This window comes from Streptomyces sp. NPDC127595, assembly GCF_042671685.1.
In the GTDB taxonomy this organism is placed as follows: domain Bacteria; phylum Actinomycetota; class Actinomycetes; order Streptomycetales; family Streptomycetaceae; genus Streptomyces.
Genome location: NZ_JBHXWK010000004.1, coordinates 111868 through 135400, shown reverse-complemented (window position 1 = coordinate 135400; position 23533 = coordinate 111868). Strand labels below are relative to the sequence as shown.

At 68.6% G+C, this 23533-nt stretch carries 26 protein-coding genes, 1 pseudogene and 1 riboswitch; of the genes and pseudogenes, 25 read left to right on the top strand and 2 right to left on the bottom strand.

The window, feature by feature from the left end:
- Window positions 1-68 precede the first annotated feature (68 nt).
- The 18 genes and pseudogenes from proS to ACFVKT_RS14720 all read left to right on the top strand — a co-directional run bounded on the left by proS (window position 69) and on the right by ACFVKT_RS14720 (window position 15153).
- Entirely contained in the window at window positions 69-1484 is a 1416-nt protein-coding gene (gene proS / locus ACFVKT_RS14805) for a proline--tRNA ligase (protein ID WP_385731328.1), read from the top strand.
- 250 nt (window positions 1485-1734) lie between these two features.
- A complete protein-coding gene (locus tag ACFVKT_RS14800) occupies window positions 1735-2337 on the top strand; it encodes a hypothetical protein (protein WP_385731326.1) in 603 nt (200 codons plus the stop codon).
- A 324-nt stretch (window positions 2338-2661) separates the two neighbouring features.
- The gene (rpsP, locus tag ACFVKT_RS14795; protein WP_385731324.1) at window positions 2662-3081 is read left to right on the top strand and encodes a 30S ribosomal protein S16; all 420 of its coding nucleotides are present in this window, start codon (window positions 2662-2664) and stop codon (window positions 3079-3081) included.
- A gap of 2 nt (window positions 3082-3083) precedes the next feature.
- Window positions 3084-3323 (top strand): RNA-binding protein, encoded by a 240-nt coding sequence (locus ACFVKT_RS14790; protein ID WP_075031224.1) that lies wholly within the window; start codon window positions 3084-3086, stop codon window positions 3321-3323.
- 84 nt (window positions 3324-3407) lie between these two features.
- Window positions 3408-3980 (top strand): ribosome maturation factor RimM, encoded by a 573-nt coding sequence (gene rimM, locus ACFVKT_RS14785; protein WP_385731322.1) that lies wholly within the window; start codon window positions 3408-3410, stop codon window positions 3978-3980.
- On the top strand, window positions 3977-4798 hold the full coding sequence (trmD, locus tag ACFVKT_RS14780) for a tRNA (guanosine(37)-N1)-methyltransferase TrmD (protein ID WP_385731320.1): 822 nt from the start codon (window positions 3977-3979) through the stop codon (window positions 4796-4798). Before rimM ends, trmD begins: the two co-directional genes overlap by 4 nt.
- A 134-nt stretch (window positions 4799-4932) precedes the next feature.
- Window positions 4933-5283: a 50S ribosomal protein L19 gene (gene rplS, locus ACFVKT_RS14775; RefSeq protein WP_385731318.1), complete on the top strand. Its 351-nt coding sequence runs from the start codon at window positions 4933-4935 to the stop codon at window positions 5281-5283.
- 45 nt (window positions 5284-5328) lie between these two features.
- Complete coding sequence (lepB, locus tag ACFVKT_RS14770) at window positions 5329-6045, top strand: signal peptidase I (RefSeq protein ID WP_385731316.1); 717 nt, start codon at window positions 5329-5331, stop codon at window positions 6043-6045.
- Window positions 6038-7123: pseudogene (gene lepB, locus ACFVKT_RS14765) on the top strand (signal peptidase I); the annotation flags it as partial. The gene lepB (ACFVKT_RS14770) and the pseudogene lepB (ACFVKT_RS14765), both read left to right, overlap by 8 nt.
- A 7-nt stretch (window positions 7124-7130) precedes the next feature.
- A complete protein-coding gene (gene lepB, locus ACFVKT_RS14760) occupies window positions 7131-7949 on the top strand; it encodes a signal peptidase I (RefSeq protein ID WP_385731315.1) in 819 nt (272 codons plus the stop codon).
- 167 nt (window positions 7950-8116) lie between these two features.
- Window positions 8117-8887, top strand: coding sequence for a signal peptidase I (lepB, locus tag ACFVKT_RS14755; protein WP_385731313.1), 771 nt, complete (start codon window positions 8117-8119; stop codon window positions 8885-8887).
- A 1-nt stretch (window position 8888) separates the two neighbouring features.
- Window positions 8889-9446: an NUDIX hydrolase gene (locus ACFVKT_RS14750; RefSeq protein ID WP_385732105.1), complete on the top strand. Its 558-nt coding sequence runs from the start codon at window positions 8889-8891 to the stop codon at window positions 9444-9446.
- A gap of 55 nt (window positions 9447-9501) precedes the next feature.
- Window positions 9502-9810, top strand: a complete 309-nt coding sequence (locus ACFVKT_RS14745) for a DUF2469 domain-containing protein (protein WP_003965949.1) — start codon at window positions 9502-9504, stop codon at window positions 9808-9810.
- A 265-nt stretch (window positions 9811-10075) separates the two neighbouring features.
- The gene (locus tag ACFVKT_RS14740; RefSeq protein ID WP_385731311.1) at window positions 10076-10450 is read left to right on the top strand and encodes a YraN family protein; all 375 of its coding nucleotides are present in this window, start codon (window positions 10076-10078) and stop codon (window positions 10448-10450) included.
- Entirely contained in the window at window positions 10450-12072 is a 1623-nt protein-coding gene (locus ACFVKT_RS14735; RefSeq protein WP_385731309.1) for a YifB family Mg chelatase-like AAA ATPase, read from the top strand. The genes ACFVKT_RS14740 and ACFVKT_RS14735 overlap by 1 nt, the downstream gene beginning before the upstream one ends.
- A complete protein-coding gene (dprA, locus tag ACFVKT_RS14730) occupies window positions 12072-13217 on the top strand; it encodes a DNA-processing protein DprA (protein ID WP_385731307.1) in 1146 nt (381 codons plus the stop codon). The genes ACFVKT_RS14735 and dprA overlap by 1 nt, the downstream gene beginning before the upstream one ends.
- A 271-nt stretch (window positions 13218-13488) precedes the next feature.
- Complete coding sequence (gene whiG, locus ACFVKT_RS14725) at window positions 13489-14331, top strand: RNA polymerase sigma factor WhiG (RefSeq protein ID WP_383681685.1); 843 nt, start codon at window positions 13489-13491, stop codon at window positions 14329-14331.
- A 264-nt stretch (window positions 14332-14595) separates the two neighbouring features.
- Entirely contained in the window at window positions 14596-15153 is a 558-nt protein-coding gene (locus tag ACFVKT_RS14720; RefSeq protein WP_385732103.1) for a TetR/AcrR family transcriptional regulator, read from the top strand.
- A 327-nt stretch (window positions 15154-15480) separates the two neighbouring features.
- On the opposite strand, the gene ACFVKT_RS14715 is transcribed toward ACFVKT_RS14720, so the two are convergent.
- Complete coding sequence (locus ACFVKT_RS14715; protein ID WP_385731304.1) at window positions 15481-16116, bottom strand: M23 family metallopeptidase; 636 nt, start codon at window positions 16114-16116, stop codon at window positions 15481-15483.
- A gap of 270 nt (window positions 16117-16386) precedes the next feature.
- On the opposite strand from ACFVKT_RS14715, the gene rpsB reads away from it, so the two are divergent.
- The 5 genes from rpsB (at window position 16387) to ACFVKT_RS14690 (ending at window position 21088) form a co-directional block, all read left to right on the top strand.
- Complete coding sequence (gene rpsB / locus ACFVKT_RS14710) at window positions 16387-17337, top strand: 30S ribosomal protein S2 (protein WP_385731302.1); 951 nt, start codon at window positions 16387-16389, stop codon at window positions 17335-17337.
- A 94-nt stretch (window positions 17338-17431) separates the two neighbouring features.
- Complete coding sequence (gene tsf / locus ACFVKT_RS14705; protein ID WP_385731300.1) at window positions 17432-18268, top strand: translation elongation factor Ts; 837 nt, start codon at window positions 17432-17434, stop codon at window positions 18266-18268.
- 193 nt (window positions 18269-18461) lie between these two features.
- Entirely contained in the window at window positions 18462-19232 is a 771-nt protein-coding gene (gene pyrH / locus ACFVKT_RS14700) for a UMP kinase (protein WP_385731298.1), read from the top strand.
- A 168-nt stretch (window positions 19233-19400) separates the two neighbouring features.
- Window positions 19401-19958, top strand: coding sequence for a ribosome recycling factor (gene frr, locus ACFVKT_RS14695; protein WP_327432044.1), 558 nt, complete (start codon window positions 19401-19403; stop codon window positions 19956-19958).
- Window positions 19958-21088, top strand: coding sequence for a phosphatidate cytidylyltransferase (locus ACFVKT_RS14690; protein WP_385731296.1), 1131 nt, complete (start codon window positions 19958-19960; stop codon window positions 21086-21088). The genes frr and ACFVKT_RS14690 overlap by 1 nt, the downstream gene beginning before the upstream one ends.
- A 103-nt stretch (window positions 21089-21191) precedes the next feature.
- Here the strand turns inward: ACFVKT_RS14690 and ACFVKT_RS14685 are convergent, their stop codons facing one another.
- Window positions 21192-21611: a nuclear transport factor 2 family protein gene (locus tag ACFVKT_RS14685; RefSeq protein WP_385731294.1), complete on the bottom strand. Its 420-nt coding sequence runs from the start codon at window positions 21609-21611 to the stop codon at window positions 21192-21194.
- A 64-nt stretch (window positions 21612-21675) separates the two neighbouring features.
- Here ACFVKT_RS14685 and ACFVKT_RS14680 point away from each other — a divergent pair, with 64 nt between their 5' ends.
- Window positions 21676-22158, top strand: a complete 483-nt coding sequence (locus ACFVKT_RS14680; protein ID WP_385731292.1) for a MarR family winged helix-turn-helix transcriptional regulator — start codon at window positions 21676-21678, stop codon at window positions 22156-22158.
- Window positions 22159-22215: 57 nt separating this feature from the next.
- On the top strand, window positions 22216-23322 hold the full coding sequence (gene rlmN, locus ACFVKT_RS14675) for a 23S rRNA (adenine(2503)-C(2))-methyltransferase RlmN (protein WP_385731290.1): 1107 nt from the start codon (window positions 22216-22218) through the stop codon (window positions 23320-23322).
- Between the two features lie 34 nt (window positions 23323-23356).
- A riboswitch (TPP riboswitch) is annotated at window positions 23357-23475 on the top strand.
- Window positions 23476-23533: the final 58 nt, after the last annotated feature.

Below are 23533 nucleotides of genomic sequence, written 5' to 3'. Positions count from 1 at the left end.
GTTTGGGCGCCAGGTGTGCGCTCGGTAAGAATTCACATCCCGGCAACGTGGGCCCGTACCATCGCGCCATGGCCAAGGCACCCGTTCTCACGCCCCAGGCGGACGATTTTCCGCGCTGGTACCAGGATCTGATCAACAAGGCCGAGCTGGCCGACAACGGTCCGGTGCGCGGCACCATGGTCATCCGGCCGTACGGGTACGGGCTGTGGGAGCGGATGCAGCAGGAGATGGACGCCCGGATCAAGGAAGCGGGTGCCCAGAACGCGTACTTCCCGCTCTTCATCCCGCAGTCGTACCTGACGAGGGAGGCCGAGCACGTCGAGGGCTTCGCCCCGGAGCTCGCGGTCGTCACGCACGGCGGCGGCAAGGAGCTGGAGGAGCCCATCGTCGTCCGCCCCACCTCCGAGACGATCATCAACGACTACTTCGCCAAGTGGGTGCAGAGCTACCGTGACCTGCCGCTGCTGATCAACCAGTGGGCGAACGTGGTCCGTTGGGAGATGCGCCCGCGTGTGTTCCTCCGTACGACCGAGTTCCTGTGGCAGGAAGGGCACACGGCCCACGCCACATACGAGGAGGCCAGGGAGTACGCCGCGTACATCCACGAGAAGGTGTACGCCGACTTCATGGTCAACGTCCTCGGGATCGACGTCGTACTCGGCCGGAAGACGCGGAGCGAGCGGTTCGCGGGAGCCGTCAACACCCTCACGCTCGAAGCGATGATGGGCGACGGCAAGGCCCTTCAGATGGGCACCAGTCACGAGCTCGGACAGAACTTCGCGAAGGCCTTCCACACCCAGTTCCTGTCCAGCGAGGGCAAGCAGGAGCTCGTCTGGCAGACCTCCTGGGGGTCGTCGACCCGCATGGTGGGTGGCCTGATCATGTCGCACGGCGACGACAACGGACTGCGCGTCCCGCCGCGTCTCGCCGCCGTGCAGGCCGTCGTCCTCGCGATCAAGGGCGATGGTGCGGTTCTGGCCAAGGTCCGCGAAATCGGCGATCAGTTGAAGGCGGCGGGCGTGCGGGTGCATGTGGACGACCGCACGGACACGCCTTTCGGGCGCCGCGCCGTCGACTGGGAGCTCAAGGGAGTGCCCGTACGTATCGAGGTCGGACCCCGTGACCTGGAGAACGGCACCGTGATGCTGGTCCGTCGTCTCCGCGGCGGCAAGGAGCCGGTGGCGATCGACAGCCTTGTCGCCCTGCTGCCCACCGTCCTCGAAGAGGACCAGGCGCTGCTTCTCGAACAGTCACGCGCACGGCGTGAATCCCGGACGGCGGAGGTGTCGACGGTCGAGGAGGCCGTCGAGGCGGCGGTGGCCGGCGGCTGGGCGCTCATCCCGTGGGCCGACCTCGGCGAAGAAGGCGAGGCCGGACTGGCCGAACACTCCGTGACCGTACGGTGTCTGATCGCCGCGGACGGGTCGGTGCCCGACTCCGACGATTCACCCGGTAACGTCGCAGTCGTGGCGCGCGCGTACTAGGTTTGCCCAACTGCGACCGAAACGCCTCTTGCGCATCTGATGACCACAGGTGCCCCGTAGCGCGGACCTCGTCTACGCGCAGGGGCGTACGGGTGTCTACGTACCGGCTAGGTATGAACTGTGAGGCTTCTCCGCAGATCAGCGCACCCGCCCTCGTCCGGACGCATCAGCGGCAACTGACGGGTACGTGCAAATTATTTGAGATGCCCCGGAATAGGAACACGGGGGTACCCCCGCTCGTTGTCATTACGTGAGCACGACACAGACACCACCTGTTCTCGCCGCAGAGCTGGCAGAGGCGTGGGCCGACATTCAGCGGTACCACCCCGAGCTGCCGGACCTTGCCGCGCCAGAGTCCCTGATCGGGGAGTCGTCGTCCGCTTGCGGGCACGAGCTCTCCTTCGAGCGACTGCTTCACGAGGCAGTCCATGGCATCGCAGCCGCACGCGGAGTCCGCGACACCTCGCGCGCCGGCCGCTACCACAACCGCAGATTCCTCGCGATCGCCGAGGAGTTGGGCCTAGACCACCCCGAGGAGCCGCACCCGAGCAGTGGCTTCTCGCTGGTCATGCTCAACCCCGAGGCGAAGCGTCGCTACCGCCCGACCATCGAGCGGTTGCAGCGTTCCCTCAAGGCACACACCGTCGCGACCGCCGCGGACACGGCCCGCAGTTTCCGGGGCCCGGCCGCCAGGCACGGCTCCTCCGGAGGAGGCGTGCGGGTGAAGGCGGTGTGCGACTGCGGCCGCAACGTACGGGTTGTTCCGTCGGTGCTGGCGCAGGCGCCGATCGTGTGCGGGGGGTGCGGCAAGCCCTTCAGGATTCCTGAGGTGGTCGGCGCGGCGGCCGGCTGAGGCGGTATCCCGTAGGCGCCGGGTCGCGCGGTGGGCCCGGTGGGTTTCAGTCGGTTTCGACGGTGAGCGGCGGCACCTCGTGGGTGCCGGAACACACGGTCGAGATCCGGCTCGTCCCGGCGCCGGGAGCCGTCGTGCCCAGGTAAGGGCGTCACCGGGGTCCGGTCGCCCGCCAGGGTGTGGCACAATGGCCAGCTGTACTCGACAGTCGCATAGGACCCCTCTCTCCTCCGACTGACGCGTCCATCGGGCACTCGGGTACCGCAACCCCACGCGGCCGTCTCGCCGTGCCCAACCACGTCAAGACCAGGAGAGACCACTTCCGTGGCAGTCAAGATCAAGCTGAAGCGTCTGGGCAAGATCCGTTCGCCTCACTACCGCATCGTCGTCGCCGACTCCCGTACCCGCCGTGACGGCAGGGCCATCGAGGAGATCGGCCTGTACCACCCGGTGCAGAACCCCTCGCGCATCGAGGTCGACACCGAGCGCGCGCAGTACTGGCTGGGTGTCGGCGCGCAGCCGACCGAGCCGGTTCTCGCCATCCTCAAGCTGACCGGTGACTGGCAGAAGTTCAAGGGCCTGCCGGCCCCGGCTCCGCTGCTCGTGGCCGAGCCGAAGGCCGCGCGCCCGCTGTTCGACGCCCTTGGTGGCGAGGACGAGGGCAAGGGTGAGGCCATCACCCAGAAGAAGAAGGCTGAGAAGAAGGACGAGGCTCCGGCCGCGTCCGAGTCGACCGAGGCCTGAGCATGCTCGAGGAGGCTCTCGAGCACCTCGTGAAGGGCATTGTCGACAACCCCGACGATGTGCAGGTCGCCTCGCGCGAGCTGCGCCGCGGGCGCGTTCTCGAGGTCCGGGTCCACCCCGACGACCTCGGTAAGGTGATCGGCCGCAATGGCCGCACCGCACGCGCTCTGCGCACCGTCGTGGGTGCTATCGGCGGCCGCGGTGTCCGCGTCGACCTCGTCGACGTGGATCACGTCCGCTGACGTACACGCAGCACCGGCTCGGGCCGGGGAGGGCCTTTCGGGCCGTCCCCGGCCCGTAGTCGTACCGACAGGAGATCAAGCACAGTGCAGCTGGTAGTCGCTCGCGTCGGCCGTGCCCATGGCATCAAGGGCGAGGTCACCGTGGAGGTACGTACGGACGAGCCGGAACTGAGGCTCGGGCCCGGAGCCGTCCTGCTCACCGACCCGGCCTCCGCCGGACCGCTGACCATCGAGACGGGCCGCGTCCACAGCGGCCGTCTCCTGCTGCGCTTCGAAGGCGTCCGCGACCGGACCGGCGCCGAGGCGCTGCGCAACACCCTGCTCATCGCCGAGGTCGACCCGGACGACAAGCCCGAGGACCCGGACGAGTACTACGACCACCAGCTGATGGACCTGGATGTCGTCACGGTCGACGGCACGGAGGTCGGGCGGATCACCGAGATCTCGCACCTGCCGTCACAGGACCTCTTCGTGGTCGAGCGGCCGGACGGCACCGAGGTCCTGGTCCCGTTCGTCGAGGAGATCGTCACCGAGATCGACCTGGAGGAGCAGCGGGCGGTCATCGACCCGCCGCCGGGGCTCATCGACGATCAGGCCGAGATCGCAGCAGCCGCCTCGTCGGAGACTGCCGCCTCGTCGGAGGACGAGAACGGATGAGGCTCGACGTCGTCACGATCTTCCCCGAGTACCTGGACCCCTTGAACGTCTCGCTGGTCGGCAAGGCACGCGCGCGTGGACAGCTGAATGTGCACGTGCATGATCTTCGGGAGTGGGCGTACGACCGTCACAACACGGTCGACGACACCCCCTACGGCGGCGGCCCCGGCATGGTCATGAAGACCGATCCATGGGGTGACGCCCTGGACTCCGTACTGGCGGAGGGCTACGAGACGGGCTCGCACGGGCCCGTACTGGTCGTGCCCACCCCCAGCGGGCGTCCCTTCACCCAGGAACTCGCCGTCGAGCTCTCCGAGCGCCCCTGGCTCGTGTTCACGCCCGCCCGCTACGAGGGCATCGACCGCCGTGTCATCGACGAGTACGCGACGCGGATGCCCGTCTACGAGGTGTCCATCGGGGACTACGTACTGGCCGGCGGTGAGGCGGCCGTACTCGTTGTCACGGAGGCCGTGGCCCGGCTGCTGCCGGGTGTCCTCGGCAACGCGGAGTCGCACCGGGACGACTCCTTCGCGCCCGGTGCCATGGCCAACCTCCTGGAGGGGCCGATCTACACCAAGCCCCCTCAGTGGCGCGGCCGCGGTATCCCCGAGGTGCTCCTCAGCGGTCACCACGGGAAGATCGCCCGCTGGCGCCGGGACGAGGCGCTGCGGCGTACGACGGCGAACCGGCCCGACCTCATCGAGCGCTGTGATCCCTCCGCCTTCGACAAGAAGGACCGCGAAATGCTCTCGATCCTGGGCTGGCAGCCCGGGCCCGAGGGCCGATTTTGGCGCAGGCCGGAGGCCGTGGAAGAATAGGCAGCTGTTGTGCGTCGTCCGGCGTGCGCCCCTGCCACAGGGGGACACGACGCCCGCCCCGGCGAAGGCAGCACCTCTTCTGGAAAATCAACTTCCGTTGATGACCTGTGGCATCAGCGAAGAAAGCAGACAAAATGGCTCACCTGCTCGACTCCGTCGACAGCGCGTCGCTGCGCACCGACATTCCGGCCTTCCGCCCGGGTGACACCGTCAACGTCCACGTCCGTGTCATCGAGGGCAACCGCTCCCGTGTGCAGCAGTTCAAGGGCGTAGTCATCCGCCGCCAGGGCGCCGGTGTCCGCGAGACCTTCACGGTCCGCAAGGTCTCCTTCTCCGTGGGCGTCGAGCGCACCTTCCCGGTGCACACTCCGATCGTCGAGAAGATCGAGCTCGTCACCCGCGGTGACGTGCGTCGCGCCAAGCTGTACTACCTGCGCGACCTGCGCGGCAAGGCCGCGAAGATCAAGGAGAAGCGCGACAACTGAGCTCGCGGGAGGGTTCATACCGGGGCCGGATAACATCTGGCTCCGATGGACACCGAAGCACAGCACACGGAGCGCGACCGCTCCTCCAGCCCTGGTGTGACCGAGGAGATCTCGGACACAGAGGAGCCGGAGGGACGGTCGCGTTTCGGTTTGGTGGCCCGCGTCGCGGACTGGCTCCCCGGTGGGCAAATCACCCTCACCGCGCTGGTCTGCCTGCTCTTTCTGCTCTTTTTCAGCACCTTTGTGATGCAGCCCTTCCAGATTCCCAGCGGCTCCATGGAGTTGGGATTGAGGATTGGCGACCGCGTTCTCGTAAATAAGTTGGCGTACCGTTTCGGTGCTGAGCCGCGGCGGGGTGACGTCGTCGTGTTCGACGGAACCGGGTACTTCGGAAACGCCGACTACATCAAGCGCGTTGTCGGTGTGGGGGGAGACCATGTGGTCTGCTGCGACAAGGAGGGGAGGGTCGAGGTGAACGGCCGGTCGGTCGACGAGTCGACGTTTCTGTACCCGGGGGACAGCCCGTCCGACGTGCCTTTCGACGTCGTCGTGCCCGACGGCACCCTTTTCCTCCTCGGCGACCACCGCAGCAATTCCCGCGATTCCCGCGACCACCTGGGGTCACCCGGAGGCGGCATGGTCCCCGTCGGTGATGTCATCGGCAGAGCGGACTGGATCGCCTGGCCCTCGGACCACTGGACCCGGCTGACGCGTCCCGGCGCCTACGCGCGCGTGCCCGCCGCGGACGGTGCCCATGGGTAACCGCGGTAAACAGCGCGGAGTTTCCAGCCATCCCGCCGACAACCTGCTGCCGACCGGAACCCGGCGCGCGTCCGGTAGCGCGGGTCGCCCCAGTCGCGTCGAGCGGCGCAAGCTGGCCCGCAAGATCAAGCGGCGCAGGCGGCGTTCGTCGGTCAAGGAGATACCCCTCCTGGTCGGCGTCGCGGTGCTCATAGCCCTGGTCCTGAAGACCTTCCTCGTCCAGGCGTTCGTGATCCCGTCGGGCTCCATGGAGAACACGATCCAGATCGGCGACCGAGTCCTGGTCGACAAGTTCACCCCGTGGTTCGGCTCCAAGCCCCAGCGCGGCGACGTCGTCGTCTTCCAGGACCCGGGTGGCTGGCTCACCGCGGAGGAGACCAAGAAGGCGGACGACCCCGTCGTCGTCAAGCAGCTCAAGCAGGGGCTCACCTTCATCGGCCTGCTGCCGTCCGACAACGAGAAGGACCTCATCAAGCGGGTCGTCGGGGTCGGCGGCGACACGGTCAAGTGCTGTGACGCGCAAGGGCGGGTGACCGTCAACGGAACGCCGCTGAGTGAGCCGTACATCCTCGCCGGCGACAAGCCCTCCGACTTCGCGTTCGAGGTGAAGGTGCCCGCGGGGCGCCTGTGGGTGATGGGCGACCACCGGTCCAACTCCGCGGACTCCCGCTACCACCGCACCGACGAGTACGGCGGCACCGTCTCCGAGGACTCCGTCGTCGGCCGGGCCATGATCATCGCCTGGCCCATCGGGCACTGGACACGTCTGGAGGAGCCGGGAACCTACGCCACGGTGGCGGATGGACCCGGAGGCGCGAACTCCGCTCTTCTCACGTCGCATAGGGTGGCCCCTGCGGATCCAGACGGATTGATCCCGCTCCCGAGCCCTGCGGAACTCCCGCTCGTTATGGGAGTGGTGGGCCTGCGGCGAATCCGACGCGGGCTGCGGCACGGAGTGAGGAGTGGATGTGGGGGATGTGGCGGTCGGCGCACGGTCCGGACACGAAGGTCCCGAAGGGCGGCCGGAGCGGCCCGACGACTCGGCTGCCCCAGCTGTAGACGCCGAAAACTCCGAGAGCGGATCCGTGGACGACAGCGCGGAGCAGGAGCGCGCGGAGCAGGACGAGCGGGCGAGGAATCAGAAGCAGCGCTCCTTCTGGAAGGAGCTGCCGATCCTGATCGGCATCGCCCTGGTGCTCGCGCTGCTCATCAAGACGTTCCTGGTCCAGGCGTTCTCGATCCCCTCGGACTCGATGCAGAACACCCTCCAGCAGGGTGACCGCGTCCTCGTCGACAAGCTGACCCCGTGGTTCGGTTCCGAGCCGGAGCGTGGCGAGGTCGTCGTCTTCCACGATCCCGACGCCTGGCTGGCCGGCGAGCCCGCGGCCAACCCGAACGCTCTGCAGACGGTTCTCAGCTGGATCGGTCTGATGCCGTCGGCCGAGGAGAAGGACCTCATCAAGCGGGTCATCGGGGTCGGCGGCGACACCATCGAGTGCAAGGGCACCGGACCTCTGACGGTCAACGGCAAAGCGTTGAACGAGCCGTACGTGTACCCCGGGAACACCCCGTGCAGCGTCGACGAGGAGGGCGGCCAGTTCAAGGTCACCGTTCCCACCGGCAAAATCTGGGTAATGGGTGACCACCGCCAGAACTCGCGGGACTCGCGCTACAACCAGACGGACAAGAACCACGGAATGGTCCCGGTGAACGACGTCGTCGGGCGCGCCATCGTGAAGGCGTGGCCCATCAACCGCTGGGGCACTCTCCCGGTTCCGGACACCTTCGACCAGTCCGGCATCAACACCAAGGCGGCGGCAGCCATCACCTCGCCGGGCGCCGTGGCGCTCGTAGGGGCTGTGCCGCTGGTGATGCTGCGGCGTCGGCGCAAGGCGTCGCAGTAGCGCACATCAGTTGCCCATGGGGCCGGTGTGCTCGGATTCGTCCGGGCGCACCGGCCCCGTCGGTTGTACGGGTGTCCTGCGGCACGGTGAGAAGTCGGTGGGGCCCGTGTGCGTGATCGGAACCATGGGCTGACCTCCGCCCGTACCCCCGGGTAAGGTGCCGATCCATGGGTGGCGAGAGCTCGACAGACACGGCCGCACGCGGCGGCGCACGCAACACCCCGGCGGGCAGCCGGACCGGAGAGGTGCTGTCCGGGGTCGCTGTCGCGCTGGGCCTTGTGCTGTTCCTCGGCGGGTTCGTCTGGGGAGCGGTGGTCTACCGGCCGTACACCGTGCCGACCAGATCGATGACGCCGACGATCGACGCGGGGGACCGCGTGCTGGCACAGCGCGTCGACGGCGCCGACATCCGGCGCGGCGATGTCGTCGTCTTCAAAGAGGCCAGCTGGGGCGATGCGCCGATGGTCAAGCGCGTGGTCGCCGTCGGCGGCGACGAGGTCGCCTGCTGCACGGACGGGAAGCTGACCGTCAACGGGAAGCAGATCGACGAACCGTATCTCCCCAAGGGCTCGGCGGCCGAGATCATGGGCATCCCGACCGTGAAGGTGCCGGACGGCAACCTGTTCCTGCTCGGTGACGAGCGCAGCGGCTCCCTGGACTCCACCGCCCATCTGACGGACGCGGCCAGCGGCACGGTGCCGCGCAGCGCCGTGGAGGGGCGGGTCGACGCCGTCGCCTGGCCCATGAACGGCATGCTCAAAAGGCCGACCGGCTTCGAGACTCTGGGCGCCCTCTCCGATCCGGGACCGTTGCGCCTGATGGTCGGCGCGGTGGTGGCCGGCGCGGTACTTGTCCTGGGCGGCGCCGCGTACGGTCCGCTCGCCAAGCGCTCGGCTCGGCGCGGCCGGGCCCGGACGGAGCTTGCCGGTGCCCGCTGAGGTGTCGTACGACGGGAGCCGGCACGGCGAAGGGGCCTCGGCCCCTGACGAGTACGAGGGCGGGCTGCGCAGGGTCGCCCGGGTGGTACTGCTCGACCCCGACGACCGGATTCTGCTGCTCCACGGGCATGAGCCGGACGACCCCTCGGACGACTGGTGGTTCACGCCCGGGGGCGGCCTGGAGGGCGACGAGACACACGAGGAGGCCGCACTGCGGGAGCTCGCGGAGGAGACCGGAATCACCGAGGTCGAGCTGGGGCCGGTGCTGTGGCGGCGGATGTGTTCCTTTCCGTTCGCGGGGCGACGCTGGGACCAGGACGAGTGGTACTACCTGGCCCGCACGGTCAGTACGGCCGGTACGGCTCAGACGACGCCGGTCGCGGCCGGGCTGACGGAACTGGAACGGCGCAGTGTCGCCGGAGCGCGTTGGTGGACGTGCCAGGAACTTAACCAGGCACATGAGACGGTGTATCCGACCAGACTCGCCGAGTTGCTGCGCAGGGTGCTCGACGAGGGTCCCCCGGCCACACCCGAGGTCCTCGACACCGAAATCGTCTAGAGGCTCCCGGGGCTGGCGCACAATAGGGGGACGCACGGCTGAAGGGGAACATGCCATGAGCGCCGAGGACCTCGAGAAGTACGAGACCGAGATGGAGCTGAAGCTCTATCGGGAGTATCGCGATGTCGTCGGTCTGTTCAAATATGTGATCGAGACCGAACGGCGCTTCTACCTCACCAATGACTACGAGATGCAGGTGCACTCGGTCCAGGGTGAGGTGTTTTTCGAGGTATCCATGGCGGATGCCTGGGTGTGGGACATGTACAGGCCCGCTCGCTTCGTGAAGCAGGTAAGGGTACTCACGTTCAAGGACGTGAATATCGAGGAGCTGAACAAGAGCGATCTGGAGCTGCCGGGCGGTTGATGACGCGCAGTGGCTGCTCGTCGGGCGTCCGTTCTTGGGACGGGCGCCCGCTCTTGTGTCGGGTGTCCGTGTGTTTGGGGTGCGCGTGTTCGCTCGCGTGTCGGGTGTCCGCCCTTGTCTTGGGTGTCCGCGAGTTGGGTGTCCGCTCCTGCGTCGGGTGTGCGCTCTTGTGGGTGACGGAGTTTTCCACAGTCGGGTGCCCGTCCACCAAGATCCAATAGCGAGCTGAAGCAGCCGCAATGTTGGCGCCGGAGGTGGTGCCGACATGAATACACGCAACGCACAACGCAGCGCACTCGGCAGGTACGGCGAGGATCTGGCCGCGCGGCGGCTTACCGAGACCGGGATGACGGTCCTGGCGCGCAACTGGCGCTCCGGCAGGACCGGCGAGATCGACATCGTGGCGCGCGACGGCGACGCGCTGGTCGTCTGTGAGGTCAAGACCCGCAAGGCGGGGACCTTCGAACACCCGATGGCGGCCGTCACGACGGCCAAGGCGCAACGCCTGCGGAGCCTGGCGGAACGCTGGCTGCAGGAACACGGCGGAGCCCCACCCGGCGGCGTCCGTATCGATCTGATCGGCGTTGTCCTCCCCGACCGCGGCGCGCCCGTGGTCGAGCACGCGCGGGGGGTGGCCTGATGGGGTTCGCGCGTACCTGCTCAGTGGCCCTGGTCGGTGTCGAGGGCGTCGTCGTGGAGGTCCAGGCTGACCTGGAACCGGGCGTCGCGGCGTTCACCCTGGTAGGCCTGCCGGACAAGAGCCTGACGGAGAGCAAGGACCGGGTCCGGGCGGCCGTGGTCAATTCCGGGGCCTCGTGGCCGCAGAAGAAGCTGACGGTGGGGCTGAGCCCGGCTTCCGTCCCGAAGGGCGGCTCCGGGTTCGATCTCGCGGTCGCCTGCGCCGTACTGGGTGCTTCCGGGCGGATCGATCCGCGGGTGCTCGCCGACATCGTGATGATCGGCGAGCTGGGGCTCGACGGACGGGTCCGGCCGGTACGCGGCGTCCTGCCGGCTGTGCTGGCCGCGGCGGGCGCCGGGTACGAGCAGGTGGTGGTGCCCGAGTGCGCTGCCGCCGAGGCCTCACTCGTGCCGGGCGTCTCGGTGCTCGGCGTCCGCAGCCTGCGTCAGCTGATCGCCGTGCTCACGGACGAGCCGGTGCCCGAGGAGGATCCGGACGAGCAAGGGCGGCCCGATCCGCTGCTGGCGGGACTGCGGATGCCGGGCACGGGCGAGGCGACCGGCCTGTGCGGCATGGCTGCGCCGGAACACGACCAGGGGCACGACCTCGCCGACGTGGTCGGCCAGATGTCGGCGCGCACCGCCATGGAGGTCGCGGCCGCCGGAGGACACCACGTCTTCCTCCAAGGGCCGCCCGGCGCGGGCAAGACCATGCTCGCCGAGCGGATGCCTTCCCTCCTGCCTCGTCTCAGCAGGCAGGAATCCCTGGAGGTGACGGCGATCCACTCCGTGGCGGGACTCCTGCCACCGGGCAAGCCGATGGTGGAGATCCCGCCGTACTGCGCGCCCCACCATTCGGCGACGATGCAGTCCCTCGTCGGTGGCGGCAAGGGGCTTGCCCGGCCCGGCGCGGTGTCTCTTTCACACCGTGGTGTTCTTTTTCTGGATGAAGCACCAGAATTCAGCAGTTTTGTTCTCGACGCCCTGCGGCAGCCTTTGGAGGCGGGGCATGTGGTGATCGCACGCAGCGCCGGGGTCGTGCGGTTTCCGGCGAAGTTCCTGATGGTCCTCGCGGCCAACCCCTGCCCCTGCGGGCGCTTCAGCGTGGCTAACGACATCTGCGAGTGCCCGCCCTCCTCCGTCCGCCGGTACCAGTCCCGGCTCTCCGGCCCGCTGATCGACCGGATCGATCTGCGGGTCGAGGTCGAGCCGGTCACCCGGTCCGAACTGAAAGCGGCCGGCGCGCTGGGCGAGTCGACACGGACGGTGGCCGACCGGGTGAGTGCCGCTCGCGAGCGCTCCGGCGCCCGGCTGACCGGCACTCCATGGCACACCAACAGCGAGGTGCCGGGGCGTGAGCTGCGCAGTCGCTGGCAGGCGCTGCCGGGAGCGATGGACGAGGCCGAGCGCGGACTGGAGCGAGGTGTGCTGACCGCGCGCGGTCTGGATCGCGTCCTCAGGGTCGCCTGGACCGTGGCCGACCTCGCGGGACACGACCGACCCGACGCCGGGGACGTGGCACTGGCCCTGCAACTGCGCACCGGGGTCCCCCGAGGGGTGCCGATGATGATCGGTTCACGGTGATGACGTACGACGAACGTATGGCCCGCGTCGCCCTCGCGCGGGTCTTCGAACCCGGCGACGAGCTCGGCGGGCGGTGGCTGCGGGAGCTCGGAGCGGTGGAGGTGGCGCGGCGGCTCGTGGAGGGACGGGAGCCGTTGCCCGGGGCGAGTGTGCAGCGGTGGGAGGGGCTGCGGGGGCGGGTCTCCCGTATGCAACCCGAGCGGGATCTCGCCCAGGCGCAGGACGCCGGCGCGAGATTCATCTGCCCCGGTGAGCCGCAGTGGCCCGCGCAGCTCGACGATCTGGGTGACGCCCGGCCCACCGGGCTCTGGGTGCGAGGGCAGCCCAGTCTGCGGATATGGGCACTGCGCTCCGTCGCCATCGTCGGCGCGCGGGCGTGCACCGAGTACGGCGCGCATATGGCGGCCACGCTGGGCGCGGGGCTCGCGGAGCGGGGATGGGTGGTGGTGTCGGGTGGCGCGTACGGCGTGGACGGTGCCGCGCATCGGGGTGCCCTAGGGGCGGGCGGTGCCACCGTCGCGGTGCTGGCCTGCGGCGTCGACAAGCCCTACCCGCGCGGGCACACCCAGTTGATCACCAGAATCGCCGAACAGGGGCTGGTGGTGGGGGAGTTGCCGCCCGGCGATCACCCCACGCCGAGCAGATTCATCCTGCGGAACAGGGTCATCGCGGCACTCACCCGGGGGACCGTGGTCGTCGAGGCCGCGTACCGCAGCGGAGCGCTGGTCACGGCTCGCGCGGCGGCGCGGCTCGGGCGGTTCACGATGGGGGTGCCGGGGCCTGTCACCAGCGGGTTGTCGGCCGGGGTGCACGAGTTGTTGCGCGGGGACGCGGTCCTGGTCTCCGACGCGGCGGAAGTCGCCGAGCTGGTGGGCGACATAGGAGACCTGGCTCCCGACCGGCGAGGCCCCGTGCTGCCGCGCGATCTGCTCGACCCTGACACCCGGCGGGTGCTGGCCGCGCTGCCGGCCCGTGGTCTGGTGGGGGCCGAGGAAGTCGCTCGCGGCGCGGGGACCACGACGGACGAGGCGGTCGGGAGACTGTACGAACTCCGAGCACTTGGTTTCGTCGAACGACACGGCGACGGCTGGAAGTTGACACGCCAGGCGATGATCTCGGTCCGTGGAGCTCGAAGCGGGTGCTGACCGAGCGTGTTCGGCCGTCCGGGCGAACACCGACAGCCTTGGCAATTCCCGCAGTTGGCGTCTCCCGGTGATCACGCAGGGCGACCACCGGGAACCCGGGAGGCGTCCAGCGGAACGTATCTGTGCAGGGGTGATCCACCGACCTTCGCGCACTGCGACGCTCCAGTCACGCTACGCTCACGGGGTTTCCGGCACACTCAGGCAACTCGACATCAGACCGACAGCTCACCCAGGCATCCCCAGTTCACAGCAGAACGGCACAAGGCGACGAATGCCCCAGCACACCTCCGGGTCCGACCGGGCGGCGATCCCCCCCGCCGCCCGTGACGGCCGCAGCGTGCGCCCGCCCGCTCCCTCGACGCTCGACGAGCTGTGGCGGTCGTACAAGTCGACGGGCGACGAGCGGCTGCGGGAGCAGTTGATCCTGCACTACTCGCCGTTGGTGAAGTACGTCGCCGGGCGGGTGAGCGTCGGCCTGCCGGCCAATGTCGAGCAGGCGGATTTCGTCTCCTCGGGGGTGTTCGGGCTGATCGACGCGATCGAGAAGTTCGACATCGAGCGGGAGATCAAGTTCGAGACGTACGCGATCACGCGGATCCGGGGCGCGATGATCGACGAACTGCGTGCGCTGGACTGGATTCCGCGGTCGGTACGGCAGAAGGCGCGCAATGTGGAGCGGGCCTACGCGACGCTGGAGGCGCGGCTGCGCCGCACCCCCTCCGAGGGCGAGGTCGCCTCCGAGATGGGGATCGGCGTGGACGAACTTCACGCGGTCTTCAGCCAGTTGTCGCTGGCGAACGTGGTGGCTCTGGAGGAGTTGCTGCACGTCGGAGGCGAGGGCGGTGACCGGCTGAGTCTGATGGACACCCTTGAGGACACCGCCGCCGACAATCCGGTGGAGGTCGCGGAGGACCGGGAACTGCGGCGGTTTCTGGCACGGGCGATCAATACGCTGCCCGACCGGGAGAAGACCGTGGTCACGCTGTATTACTACGAGGGGCTCACGCTCGCGGAGATCGGCAATGTGCTGGGGGTGACCGAGAGCCGGGTGAGTCAGATCCACACGAAGTCGGTGCTCCAGCTGCGGGCGAAGCTGGCCAGTTTCGGGCGCTGATCGCGATGGGGGCAGGGCGCTGAATCGTCTCTGCCGCGGCTTGCCCCGTACCGGGGCCATCATCCTGGGCCCCGATACGTTCTGTCTTAGGTCCTCGGCTCCTGTCCGTGGTCGGCGCATCCTCTGACCTTGGCTCGGCCGTGCGCCCGCCGTCGTCTTGTCCCTGTTTGGTGCGGCTTCGAATGGTCGGGTGATCGGGGTGGGTGCCGTTCGGGGCGGTCCGTCCGTAAAGTGGTGGCCGTGCCAAGGATTCGAGCGGCCTCCGTGGCCGAGCACCGGTCGATGCAGCGAGCCGCCCTGCTGGACGCGGCGCGGTCCCTGCTGTCCGAGGGCGGGACGGAGGCGCTGACTTTCCCGGCTCTCGCCGAGCGCACGGGGCTTGCGCGGTCTTCCGTCTATGAGTACTTCCGGTCGCGGGCTGCTGTCGTCGAAGAGCTGTGCGAGGTCGACTTCCCGGTCTGGGCGGCTGAGGTGTCCGACGCGATGCAGCGGGCGGAGACCTCGGAAGCCAAGGTCGAGGCCTACGTCCGACAGCAGCTGGCCCTTGTCGGGGACCGGCGGCACCGGGCCGTGGTGGCCATCTCCGCGAGCGAGCTCGATGCCGGGGCTCGGGAGAAGATCCGTGCGGCTCATGGTGGCCTTGTGGCGATGATCGTCGAGGCGCTCAGGGAGCTGGGGCACGCTGAGCCGCGGTTGGCGGCGATGCTTCTTCAGGGTGTGGTGGACGCGGCTGTGCGCCGGATCGAGCTGGGGGCGGCTGAGAATCCCACCGCCATCACCGACGCGGCGGTCGCCATGGCTCTGCGGGGCGTTCGGGGCTGAGCCGCCTCGGTGGGGCTCGGTGTTGGGGTTGAGCCACCGCTGCCGGCTCTCGGCGTCGAGGCTGAGCCCGGGGTGGGTCGCGCGGCCCGGCGCTGTGCGGGGTGCCGTTCTCGTTGAGACGGGAGCCGCCCCTGGCGGTACGCATGCCCGCGGCTAGGACGGTGCAGACGGCTGCATAGGCGCCGCTGTCCGTGTCGCTGTGCCCACCCGTGCTGCCCCTGGCGGTACGTATGCCCACGGTTAGGACGGTGCAGACGGCTGCATAGGCGCCGCTGTCCGTGTCGCTGTGCCCACCCGTGCTGCCCCTGGCGGTACGCATGCCCACGGCTAGGACGGCGCAGGCGGCTGCAAGGGCACCCCGGTCACCGGCAGCAAGCGGGACGGGCCTCTGCGCAGCAGCCAAGACGGGAGCAGGGACAGTGGGTCCAGGTAGGTCTTTCCTCTGAGCAGGCCCCAGTGGAGGCACGACGTCGGGCAGTGGGTACTGCCCGGTTCCACGGTGCCCAGAATCTCGCCCGCCGCGACTTCGGCGCCCTTCTCCACCGACGCCCGCACCGGACCGTACGTCGTGCGCAGAGGCGGCGTACCCGTGCCCGTCAGCTCCACCGAGACCACTCCGCGCCCCGCGACCCGGCCGGCGAAGGACACCCGGCCCGGCGCGACGGCCCGTACCGGTGTGCCCGGGGCCGCCGCGAGGTCCACGCCCCGGTGGCCGCGGCCGTATGTCGTCGCCGGAGGTTCCCAGCCTCGTACGACCGAGGGACGTACGCCCAAGGGCCAGGCGCGGGCGACAGCCGGGACCGTCGGGTCGGCGGCCGCGGGCGTTCCCGGGGAACTGGGCGGACTTGGTGGTGCAGGGCCGGTCGTCCGGGCAAGGGCGGACGGGGTCAGGGACCCCAGGACAGTCACCGTCAGTCCCAGCAGCAAACCCAGCCACGTACGCAGACATCGTTTCGCTCGCATGCGAGAACCGTCCCGCATCGGGCCGATCTTGGCCGGGATCTGTGGAGTACCAGCCGGTTGTGGACAACGGCGTCATCCGGTGCCTCTCAGGTCCCGTACACTTCTGGTGGCGATCCGGGCGACCGGGTCGACTTCGCACGCCCCGACACGAGGCCCTCAAACGGCCGGTGTCAGCGCCTCTCGGTCCCTAGTGGCAAGGCGCAAGCGGGCGTCAGGCGCGAGTGCCGTCCGGCACGCGCGGCACAACCGAGAACACCAAGGAGAACGGCCATGGCCGTCGTCACGATGCGGGAGCTGCTGGAAAGCGGCGTCCACTTCGGTCACCAGACCCGTCGTTGGAACCCGAAGATGAAGCGCTTCATCTTCACGGAGCGCAACGGCATCTACATCATCGACCTGCTCCAGTCGCTGTCGTACATCGACCGCGCCTACGAGTTCGTCAAGGAGACCGTCGCCCACGGCGGCACGGTCATGTTCGTCGGCACGAAGAAGCAGGCGCAGGAGGCCATCGCCGAGCAGGCCACCCGCGTCGGCATGCCCTACGTCAACCAGCGCTGGCTGGGCGGCATGCTCACCAACTTCTCGACCGTCTACAAGCGTCTGCAGCGCCTCAAGGAGCTCGAGCAGATCGACTTCGAGGACGTCGCCGCGTCGGGTCTCACCAAGAAGGAGCTTCTCGTGCTGTCGCGCGAGAAGGCCAAGCTGGAGAAGACCCTCGGTGGTATCCGCGAGATGCAGAAGGTGCCCAGCGCCGTCTGGATCGTGGACACCAAGAAGGAGCACATCGCGGTCGGCGAGGCCCGGAAGCTGAACATCCCGGTCGTCGCCATCCTCGACACCAACTGCGACCCCGACGAGGTCGACTACAAGATCCCGGGCAACGACGACGCGATCCGCTCCGTCACCCTGCTCACCCGCGTGATCGCCGACGCCGTCGCCGAGGGCCTCATCTCCCGCTCCGGCGTGGGCAAGGCCGCCGAGGGCGACAAGGCCGCGGGCGAGCCGCTCGCCGCGTGGGAGCGTGACCTGCTCGAGGGCGAGAAGAAGGCCGACGACGCCGACGCCGCTCCGGCTGCCGAGGTCCAGATCTCCGCCGAGACCGAGAAGGTCGCCGACGCCGAGCAGGCCGAGGTTGTCGCTGAGGCTCCGGTCGCCGAGGCGCCCGCCGCCGAAGCCCCGGTCGCCGACGAGGCTCCCGCCGCGGACGCCGAGCAGGCCTGACCCTCACCCCTTCGGGTTCTGAACGGCGGGGGCTCACCAAGCCCCCGCCGTTCGGCCCGTAGATCTTCAGACTTCGAGAGAGATTCCAGGAATCATGGCGAACTACACCGCCGCCGACGTCAAGAAGCTCCGTGAGCTCACCGGCGCCGGCATGATGGACTGTAAGAAGGCGCTGGACGAGGCCGACGGCAACGTCGACAAGGCCGTCGAGGCGCTGCGGATCAAGGGCCAGAAAGGCGTCGCCAAGCGCGAGGGCCGCTCCGCCGAGAACGGCGCTGTGGTCTCGATCATCGCCGACGACAACTCCTCCGGTGTCCTGGTCGAGCTGAAGTGCGAGACGGACTTCGTCGCCAAGGGCGAGAGGTTCCAGGCCGTCGCCAACCAGATCGCCGAGCACGTCGTCGCGTCCTCCCCGGCCGACCTCGACGCCCTCCTGGGCTCCGAGATCGAGCCCGGCAAGACGGTTCAGGCGTTCGTCGACGAGGCCAACGCGAACCTGGGCGAGAAGATCGTCCTGGACCGCTTCGCCCAGTTCGCCGGCGGCTACGTCTCCGCGTACATGCACCGCACCATGCCCGACCTGCCCCCGCAGATCGGTGTTCTGGTCGAGCTGGACAAGCCGAACGCCGAGCTTGCCAAGGGCATCGCGCAGCACATCGCCGCCTTCGCGCCGAAGTACCTCTCCCGTGAGGACGTTCCGGCCGAGGTCGTCGAGTCCGAGCGTCGCGTCGCCGAGGAGACCACGCGCGCCGAGGGCAAGCCGGAGGCCGCGCTTCCGAAGATCGTCGAGGGTCGCGTCAACGGCTTCTTCAAGGAGGCCACCCTCCTCGGTCAGCCGTACGCGCTCGACAACAAGAAGTCCGTCCAGAAGATCCTGGACGAGGCCGGTGTCACCCTGAAGCGCTTCGTGCGCATCAAGGTCGGCATCTGAGTCCGTACCGCGATCGACGCCCGGCCCCGCTGCTAGGGTCGACAGCAGTCGTCCGCGTACGTGGGCACGCGCGCGTGCGTGTCGGACGACAGCAGATCTGACGAGGAGGCCATTGCCGAGCATGGGATGCGAACAACACCCCACCGGCAATGGCCTTCTTTGTATGTGTGACACGTAAAGAGGCGAGAGATCCATGACCACCACCCAGGCCGGCAAGGGCGAGAAGACCGACGACGGCAAAGGCGCGGGACGCTTCATGCTGAAGCTTTCCGGCGAGGCGTTCGCCGGCGGCGGCGGACTGGGCGTCGACCCCGACGTGGTGCACAAGATCGCGCGTGAGATCGCGGCCGTCGTGCGCGGCGGAGCCCAGATCGCGGTCGTCATCGGCGGCGGCAACTTCTTCCGCGGGGCGGAACTCCAGCAGCGCGGCATGGACCGGGCGCGCTCCGACTACATGGGCATGCTCGGCACGGTCATGAACTGCCTGGCCCTCCAGGACTTCCTGGAGAAGGAAGGCATCGACAGCCGGGTCCAGACCGCCATCACCATGGGGCAGGTCGCCGAGCCGTACATCCCGCTGCGCGCCGTACGGCACCTGGAGAAGGGCCGTGTGGTCATCTTCGGCGCCGGTATGGGCATGCCGTACTTCTCCACCGACACCACCGCCGCCCAGCGCGCCCTGGAGATCGACGCCGAGGCACTGCTGATGGGCAAGAACGGTGTCGACGGTGTGTACGACTCCGACCCGAAGACCAACCCCGAGGCGGTCAAGTTCGACTCGCTCAGCTACGCCGAGGTCATCACCCGGGACCTCAAGGTCGCCGACATGACCGCCATCACGCTGTGCCGGGACAACAAGCTGCCCATCCTGGTGTTCGAGCTCCTGGCGGAGGGCAATATCGCGCGCGCCGTCAAGGGTGAGAAGATCGGCACACTTGTGGGTGAACACAGCAGCCGGGCCTGACGGGACCGGCCCCGACCGGGGCCGAGACCGGACGGAGTACGGACCCTGACCGGGGGATGGACAATGTCCAGCCGGTCCGGAACCGTGCAGGAACAAGACGCGACGCAGCCGGCTGCCACCCCTACGAGGACAGCTGCCGGGCCTACTCAAGACACGCAGGAGCAAGTGGTGATCGAAGAGACCCTCCTCGAGGCCGAGGAGAAGATGGAGAAGGCCGTCGTGGTCGCCAAGGAGGACTTCGCCGCGATCCGCACCGGTCGTGCGCACCCGGCGATGTTCAACAAGATCGTGGCGGACTACTACGGCGCACTGACGCCGATCAACCAGCTGGCCTCGTTCTCGGTGCCCGAGCCGCGTATGGCGGTGGTGACCCCGTTCGACAAGAGCGCGATGCGCAACATCGAGCAGGCGATCCGCGACTCCGACCTGGGTGTCAACCCGAGCAACGACGGCAACATCATCCGGGTGGTCTTCCCGGAGCTCACCCAGGAGCGCCGCAAGGAGTTCATCAAGGTCGCCAAGACCAAGGGTGAGGACGCCAAGATCTCGATCCGCTCCGTCCGCCGCAAGGCGAAGGAGACCATCGACAAGCTGATCAAGGACGGCGAGGTCGGCGAGGACGAGGGCCGCCGTGCGGAGAAGGAACTCGACGACACCACGGCGAAGTACGCCGCTCAGGTGGACGAGCTCCTCAAGCACAAGGAAGCTGAGCTGCTCGAGGTCTGATGAACGACTCTTCCTGGGGGGCGCCGCCACAAGCCGGGTACTGGGGGCCGTCCGAGCAGGGGCCTGTCCAGGGGGCTGCCCCGGCGGGTCCCGCATACGATGCGTATGACGCGCAGCACACTCGGCCCATGCCCATCGTGCCCGACGTACCCGATCATGGCGGAGACCAGGACGACGACCGGGGGGCCGCTCGGCTGAGCGGTCCCCTGTTCCGCGACGACACACCGGCGACGGCGCCGCCCTACGGGAGCCCGTCGCAGAAGCCGCAGGAGCCCATGTCCAGCGCCCCACAGCCCGCCCCCCCACCGCAGAAGAAGAGCGCGGGACGGGACCTGGGTGCGGCCATAGGGGTGGCTGTCGGGCTCGGTGTGGTGATCGTCGTGTCCTTGCTCATCGTCAAGGCCGTGTTCATCGGCGTGATAGCGGTCGCCGTGGTGGTGGGGCTGTGGGAGCTCACCTCCCGGCTGGAGGAACGCAAGGGCATCAAGGCGCCTCTCGTGCCGCTGGCGCTCGGCGGTGCGGCGATGGTCGTCTCCGGTTACGTCCGGGGCGCCGAGGGCGCGTGGGTGGCGATGGCACTCACCGCGCTGGCCGTCCTGGTCTGGCGTATGACGGAGCCCCCCGAGGGCTACCTGAGAGACGTCACGGCCGGCGTCTTCGCCGCCTTCTACATCCCGTTCCTGGCCACGTTCGTCGCGCTGATGCTCGCGGCCGACGACGGCTCACGGCGGGTGCTCACGTTCCTGCTGCTCGCCGTGGTCAGTGACACGGGCGCGTACGCGATCGGCTGGCGCTTCGGCAAGCACAAGCTGGCGCCGCGCATCAGCCCCGGCAAGACCCGCGAGGGCCTGGTCGGCGCGGTCACCTTCGCGATGGCCGCGGGTGCGCTGTGCATGGAGTTCCTGATCGACGACGGCACGTGGTGGCAGGGCCTGCTTCTGGGCCTCGCGGTCGCGGCCAGCGCCACGCTCGGCGACCTAGGCGAGTCCATGATCAAGCGGGACCTGGGCATCAAGGACATGGGCACGCTGCTGCCGGGGCACGGCGGAATCATGGACCGGCTGGACTCGCTGCTGCCCACGGCTCCGGTGGTGTGGTTGCTGCTGGTGATCTTCGTCGGGTCCGGTTGAGCCCTGCTCAAGCGAGGCTGACCTGTTGTTTTGTACATGAGGGGCTCGTCGTCCACTGGGCGGCGAGCCCCTCTGTTTGTGCAGCGGCGGCGACCGTGGGCCTTCAGGTGGGGCCGAGGCGCTCGTAGCAGTCGTAGTTCCGCTGTCCGGCGATCTTCCCGTCGCGGAAGTCCAGGAAGGTCGCGATGTGGGCCCGAATCGTGTAACCGGCGGGCAGTTCCCCCAAGGGCACTGCAAGCGTGCCGGTCCACACCACCTCGAGGGCCACCTGGCCACCGGCGGCGACCGCGTTGATCACCTCGAACTTCTGCTCGCTGAGGCGCTTCCGGCCGGCTTCCGCCGCCGTGGTCAGCTCGCCCACGCTCCGGCTCGCGCCGTCAGGGAAGAGAACGTTGGGCAGTTCGTGGTGGACCGCGTCCTCGTGGAAGAAGGCGGCGAGCTCCGGGCCGGCGGCGAATCGCGAAACCGCTTCGTGGTAGCGGATGGCCGTGTCGATGTCGGGGTGCTGTTGGAAAGGAGGCATAAAAACAACGCTAGTTGCACAAGCATGATTGCACAACCTTGGTTGTCGAATGCAGGATGTCCTCATGCAGCAACCCGTCGCACCGCAGGACCTGGACACCGGCACGCTCGCGCTCTTCGTCGGCTCCGCCGCCGCTGACCGTATCCAGCAGCAACTCGACGGCCAGGGCTTCGGTGACCTGCGCATCTCCCACGGTTACGTCTTCCAGCACCTCATCGAGGGGCAGCCGACGGTCGGTGAACTGGCCGCCAAGCTCGAGATGACCCAGCAGGGCGCCTCCAAAGCCGTGGCCGACCTCGAACGCCTTGGCTACACCGAACGCGTCCCCGACCCCCGCGACGCCCGCATCCGTCGCATTCGCCTGACCGGCCGGGGCCGCTCGGCGGTGGACGCAGCCCGGCGTGCGCGGAGGGTTCAGGACCGGCGCCTGGCCGAGCGGGTCGGTGAGCAGCGACTGGCCGAGCTCCGGGCGGTGCTTGCTGAACTGCTCGACGAACTGGGCGGCACGGAAGCGGTGCGGCGCCGAGCCGTCAGAGCCCCCCGCTGAGTGCGCGTGACTCGGGCCGCAGGTCACATGAATTTGATCTGCGACACTGGTACGGCCATGCCTAAGCCCGGAGAACTCACATTCGTCGCCCCGCGCGGAGCCAAGAAGCCGCCGCGGCATCTTGCTGATCTCACGCCCGCTGAGCGTAAAGAAGCGGTTGCTGCGATCGGCGAGAAGCCGTTTCGTGCCAAGCAGCTGTCGCAGCACTACTTCGCGCGGTACGCGCACGACCCCGCGGAGTGGACGGACATCCCGGCCGCCTCGCGCGGGAAGCTTCAGGAGGCGTTGCTTCCCGAGCTGATGACGGTCGTGCGGCATCTGTCGACCGACCAGGAGACCACTCGCAAGACCTTGTGGCGGCTCTTCGACGGCACGCTCGTCGAGTCCGTGCTGATGCGGTACCCGGACCGGGTGACCATGTGCATCAGCTCGCAGGCCGGGTGCGGGATGAACTGTCCGTTCTGCGCGACCGGACAGGCCGGGCTCGACCGCAACCTCTCCACCGGCGAGATCGTGCACCAGATCGTCGATGGCATGCGGGCGCTTCGGGACGGCGAGATCCCGGGTGGTCCGTCGCGGCTCAGCAACATCGTCTTCATGGGGATGGGCGAGCCGCTGGCCAACTACAAGAGGGTGGTCGGGGCGATCCGCGCGCTGACCGACCCCGAGCCCGACGGGCTCGGCCTCTCGCAGCGGGGCATCACCGTGTCGACCGTCGGGCTCGTCCCGGCGATCAACCGGTTCTCCGACGAGGGCTTCAAGTGCCGCCTCGCCATCTCCCTGCACGCGCCCGACGACGAGCTGCGCGACACCCTCGTACCCGTGAACACGCGGTGGCAGGTGCGGGAGGTGCTCGACGCCGGCTGGGAGTACGCGGCCAAGTCGGGGCGCCGGCTCTCCATCGAGTACGCGCTGATCAGGGACATCAACGACCAGGCGTGGCGTGGTGACCGGCTCGGGCGGATGCTCAAGGGCAAGCCCGTGCATGTCAATCTCATCCCGCTGAACCCGACGCCGGGTTCGAAGTGGACCGCCTCGCGGCCCGTGGACGAGAAGGCGTTCGTCGAGGCGATCGCGGCCCACGGGGTGCCGGTCACCGTTCGCGACACCCGTGGTCAGGAGATCGACGGGGCGTGCGGACAGCTCGCGGCCACCGAGCGGTAACCTGACTGGGAACAACCGCACAATCCACATCTTCATATTCCGACAGGGGAGCGCCACAGCGCTGAGAGTGCGGTAGCCGGGTCACCGGCGGGCCGCAGACCCTCAGAACCTTGCCCAGGTCATTCTGGGTAGGAAGTTCGGTCAATACTCAAGCTGTTGCGCCCTGCCCGGGGACCCTCAGGGGTTCCCGGGCAGGGCCGCGTCTCTTCCT

Coding starts and splice junctions, on each gene's coding strand:
- proS (WP_385731328.1), top strand. CDS start 69: ATGGCCAAGGCACCCGTTCTCACGCCCCAGGCGGACGATTTTCCGCGC.
- ACFVKT_RS14790 (WP_075031224.1), top strand. CDS start 3,084: ATGCTCGAGGAGGCTCTCGAGCACCTCGTGAAGGGCATTGTCGACAAC.
- trmD (WP_385731320.1), top strand. CDS start 3,977: ATGAGGCTCGACGTCGTCACGATCTTCCCCGAGTACCTGGACCCCTTG.
- rplS (WP_385731318.1), top strand. CDS start 4,933: ATGGCTCACCTGCTCGACTCCGTCGACAGCGCGTCGCTGCGCACCGAC.
- lepB (WP_385731316.1), top strand. CDS start 5,329: ATGGACACCGAAGCACAGCACACGGAGCGCGACCGCTCCTCCAGCCCT.
- lepB (WP_385731313.1), top strand. CDS start 8,117: ATGGGTGGCGAGAGCTCGACAGACACGGCCGCACGCGGCGGCGCACGC.
- ACFVKT_RS14745 (WP_003965949.1), top strand. CDS start 9,502: ATGAGCGCCGAGGACCTCGAGAAGTACGAGACCGAGATGGAGCTGAAG.
- ACFVKT_RS14740 (WP_385731311.1), top strand. CDS start 10,076: ATGAATACACGCAACGCACAACGCAGCGCACTCGGCAGGTACGGCGAG.
- ACFVKT_RS14735 (WP_385731309.1), top strand. CDS start 10,450: ATGGGGTTCGCGCGTACCTGCTCAGTGGCCCTGGTCGGTGTCGAGGGC.
- dprA (WP_385731307.1), top strand. CDS start 12,072: ATGACGTACGACGAACGTATGGCCCGCGTCGCCCTCGCGCGGGTCTTC.
- whiG (WP_383681685.1), top strand. CDS start 13,489: ATGCCCCAGCACACCTCCGGGTCCGACCGGGCGGCGATCCCCCCCGCC.
- ACFVKT_RS14715 (WP_385731304.1), bottom strand. CDS start 16,116: ATGCGAGCGAAACGATGTCTGCGTACGTGGCTGGGTTTGCTGCTGGGA.
- rpsB (WP_385731302.1), top strand. CDS start 16,387: ATGGCCGTCGTCACGATGCGGGAGCTGCTGGAAAGCGGCGTCCACTTC.
- tsf (WP_385731300.1), top strand. CDS start 17,432: ATGGCGAACTACACCGCCGCCGACGTCAAGAAGCTCCGTGAGCTCACC.
- pyrH (WP_385731298.1), top strand. CDS start 18,462: ATGACCACCACCCAGGCCGGCAAGGGCGAGAAGACCGACGACGGCAAA.
- ACFVKT_RS14690 (WP_385731296.1), top strand. CDS start 19,958: ATGAACGACTCTTCCTGGGGGGCGCCGCCACAAGCCGGGTACTGGGGG.
- ACFVKT_RS14685 (WP_385731294.1), bottom strand. CDS start 21,611: ATGCCTCCTTTCCAACAGCACCCCGACATCGACACGGCCATCCGCTAC.
- ACFVKT_RS14680 (WP_385731292.1), top strand. CDS start 21,676: ATGCAGCAACCCGTCGCACCGCAGGACCTGGACACCGGCACGCTCGCG.
- rlmN (WP_385731290.1), top strand. CDS start 22,216: ATGCCTAAGCCCGGAGAACTCACATTCGTCGCCCCGCGCGGAGCCAAG.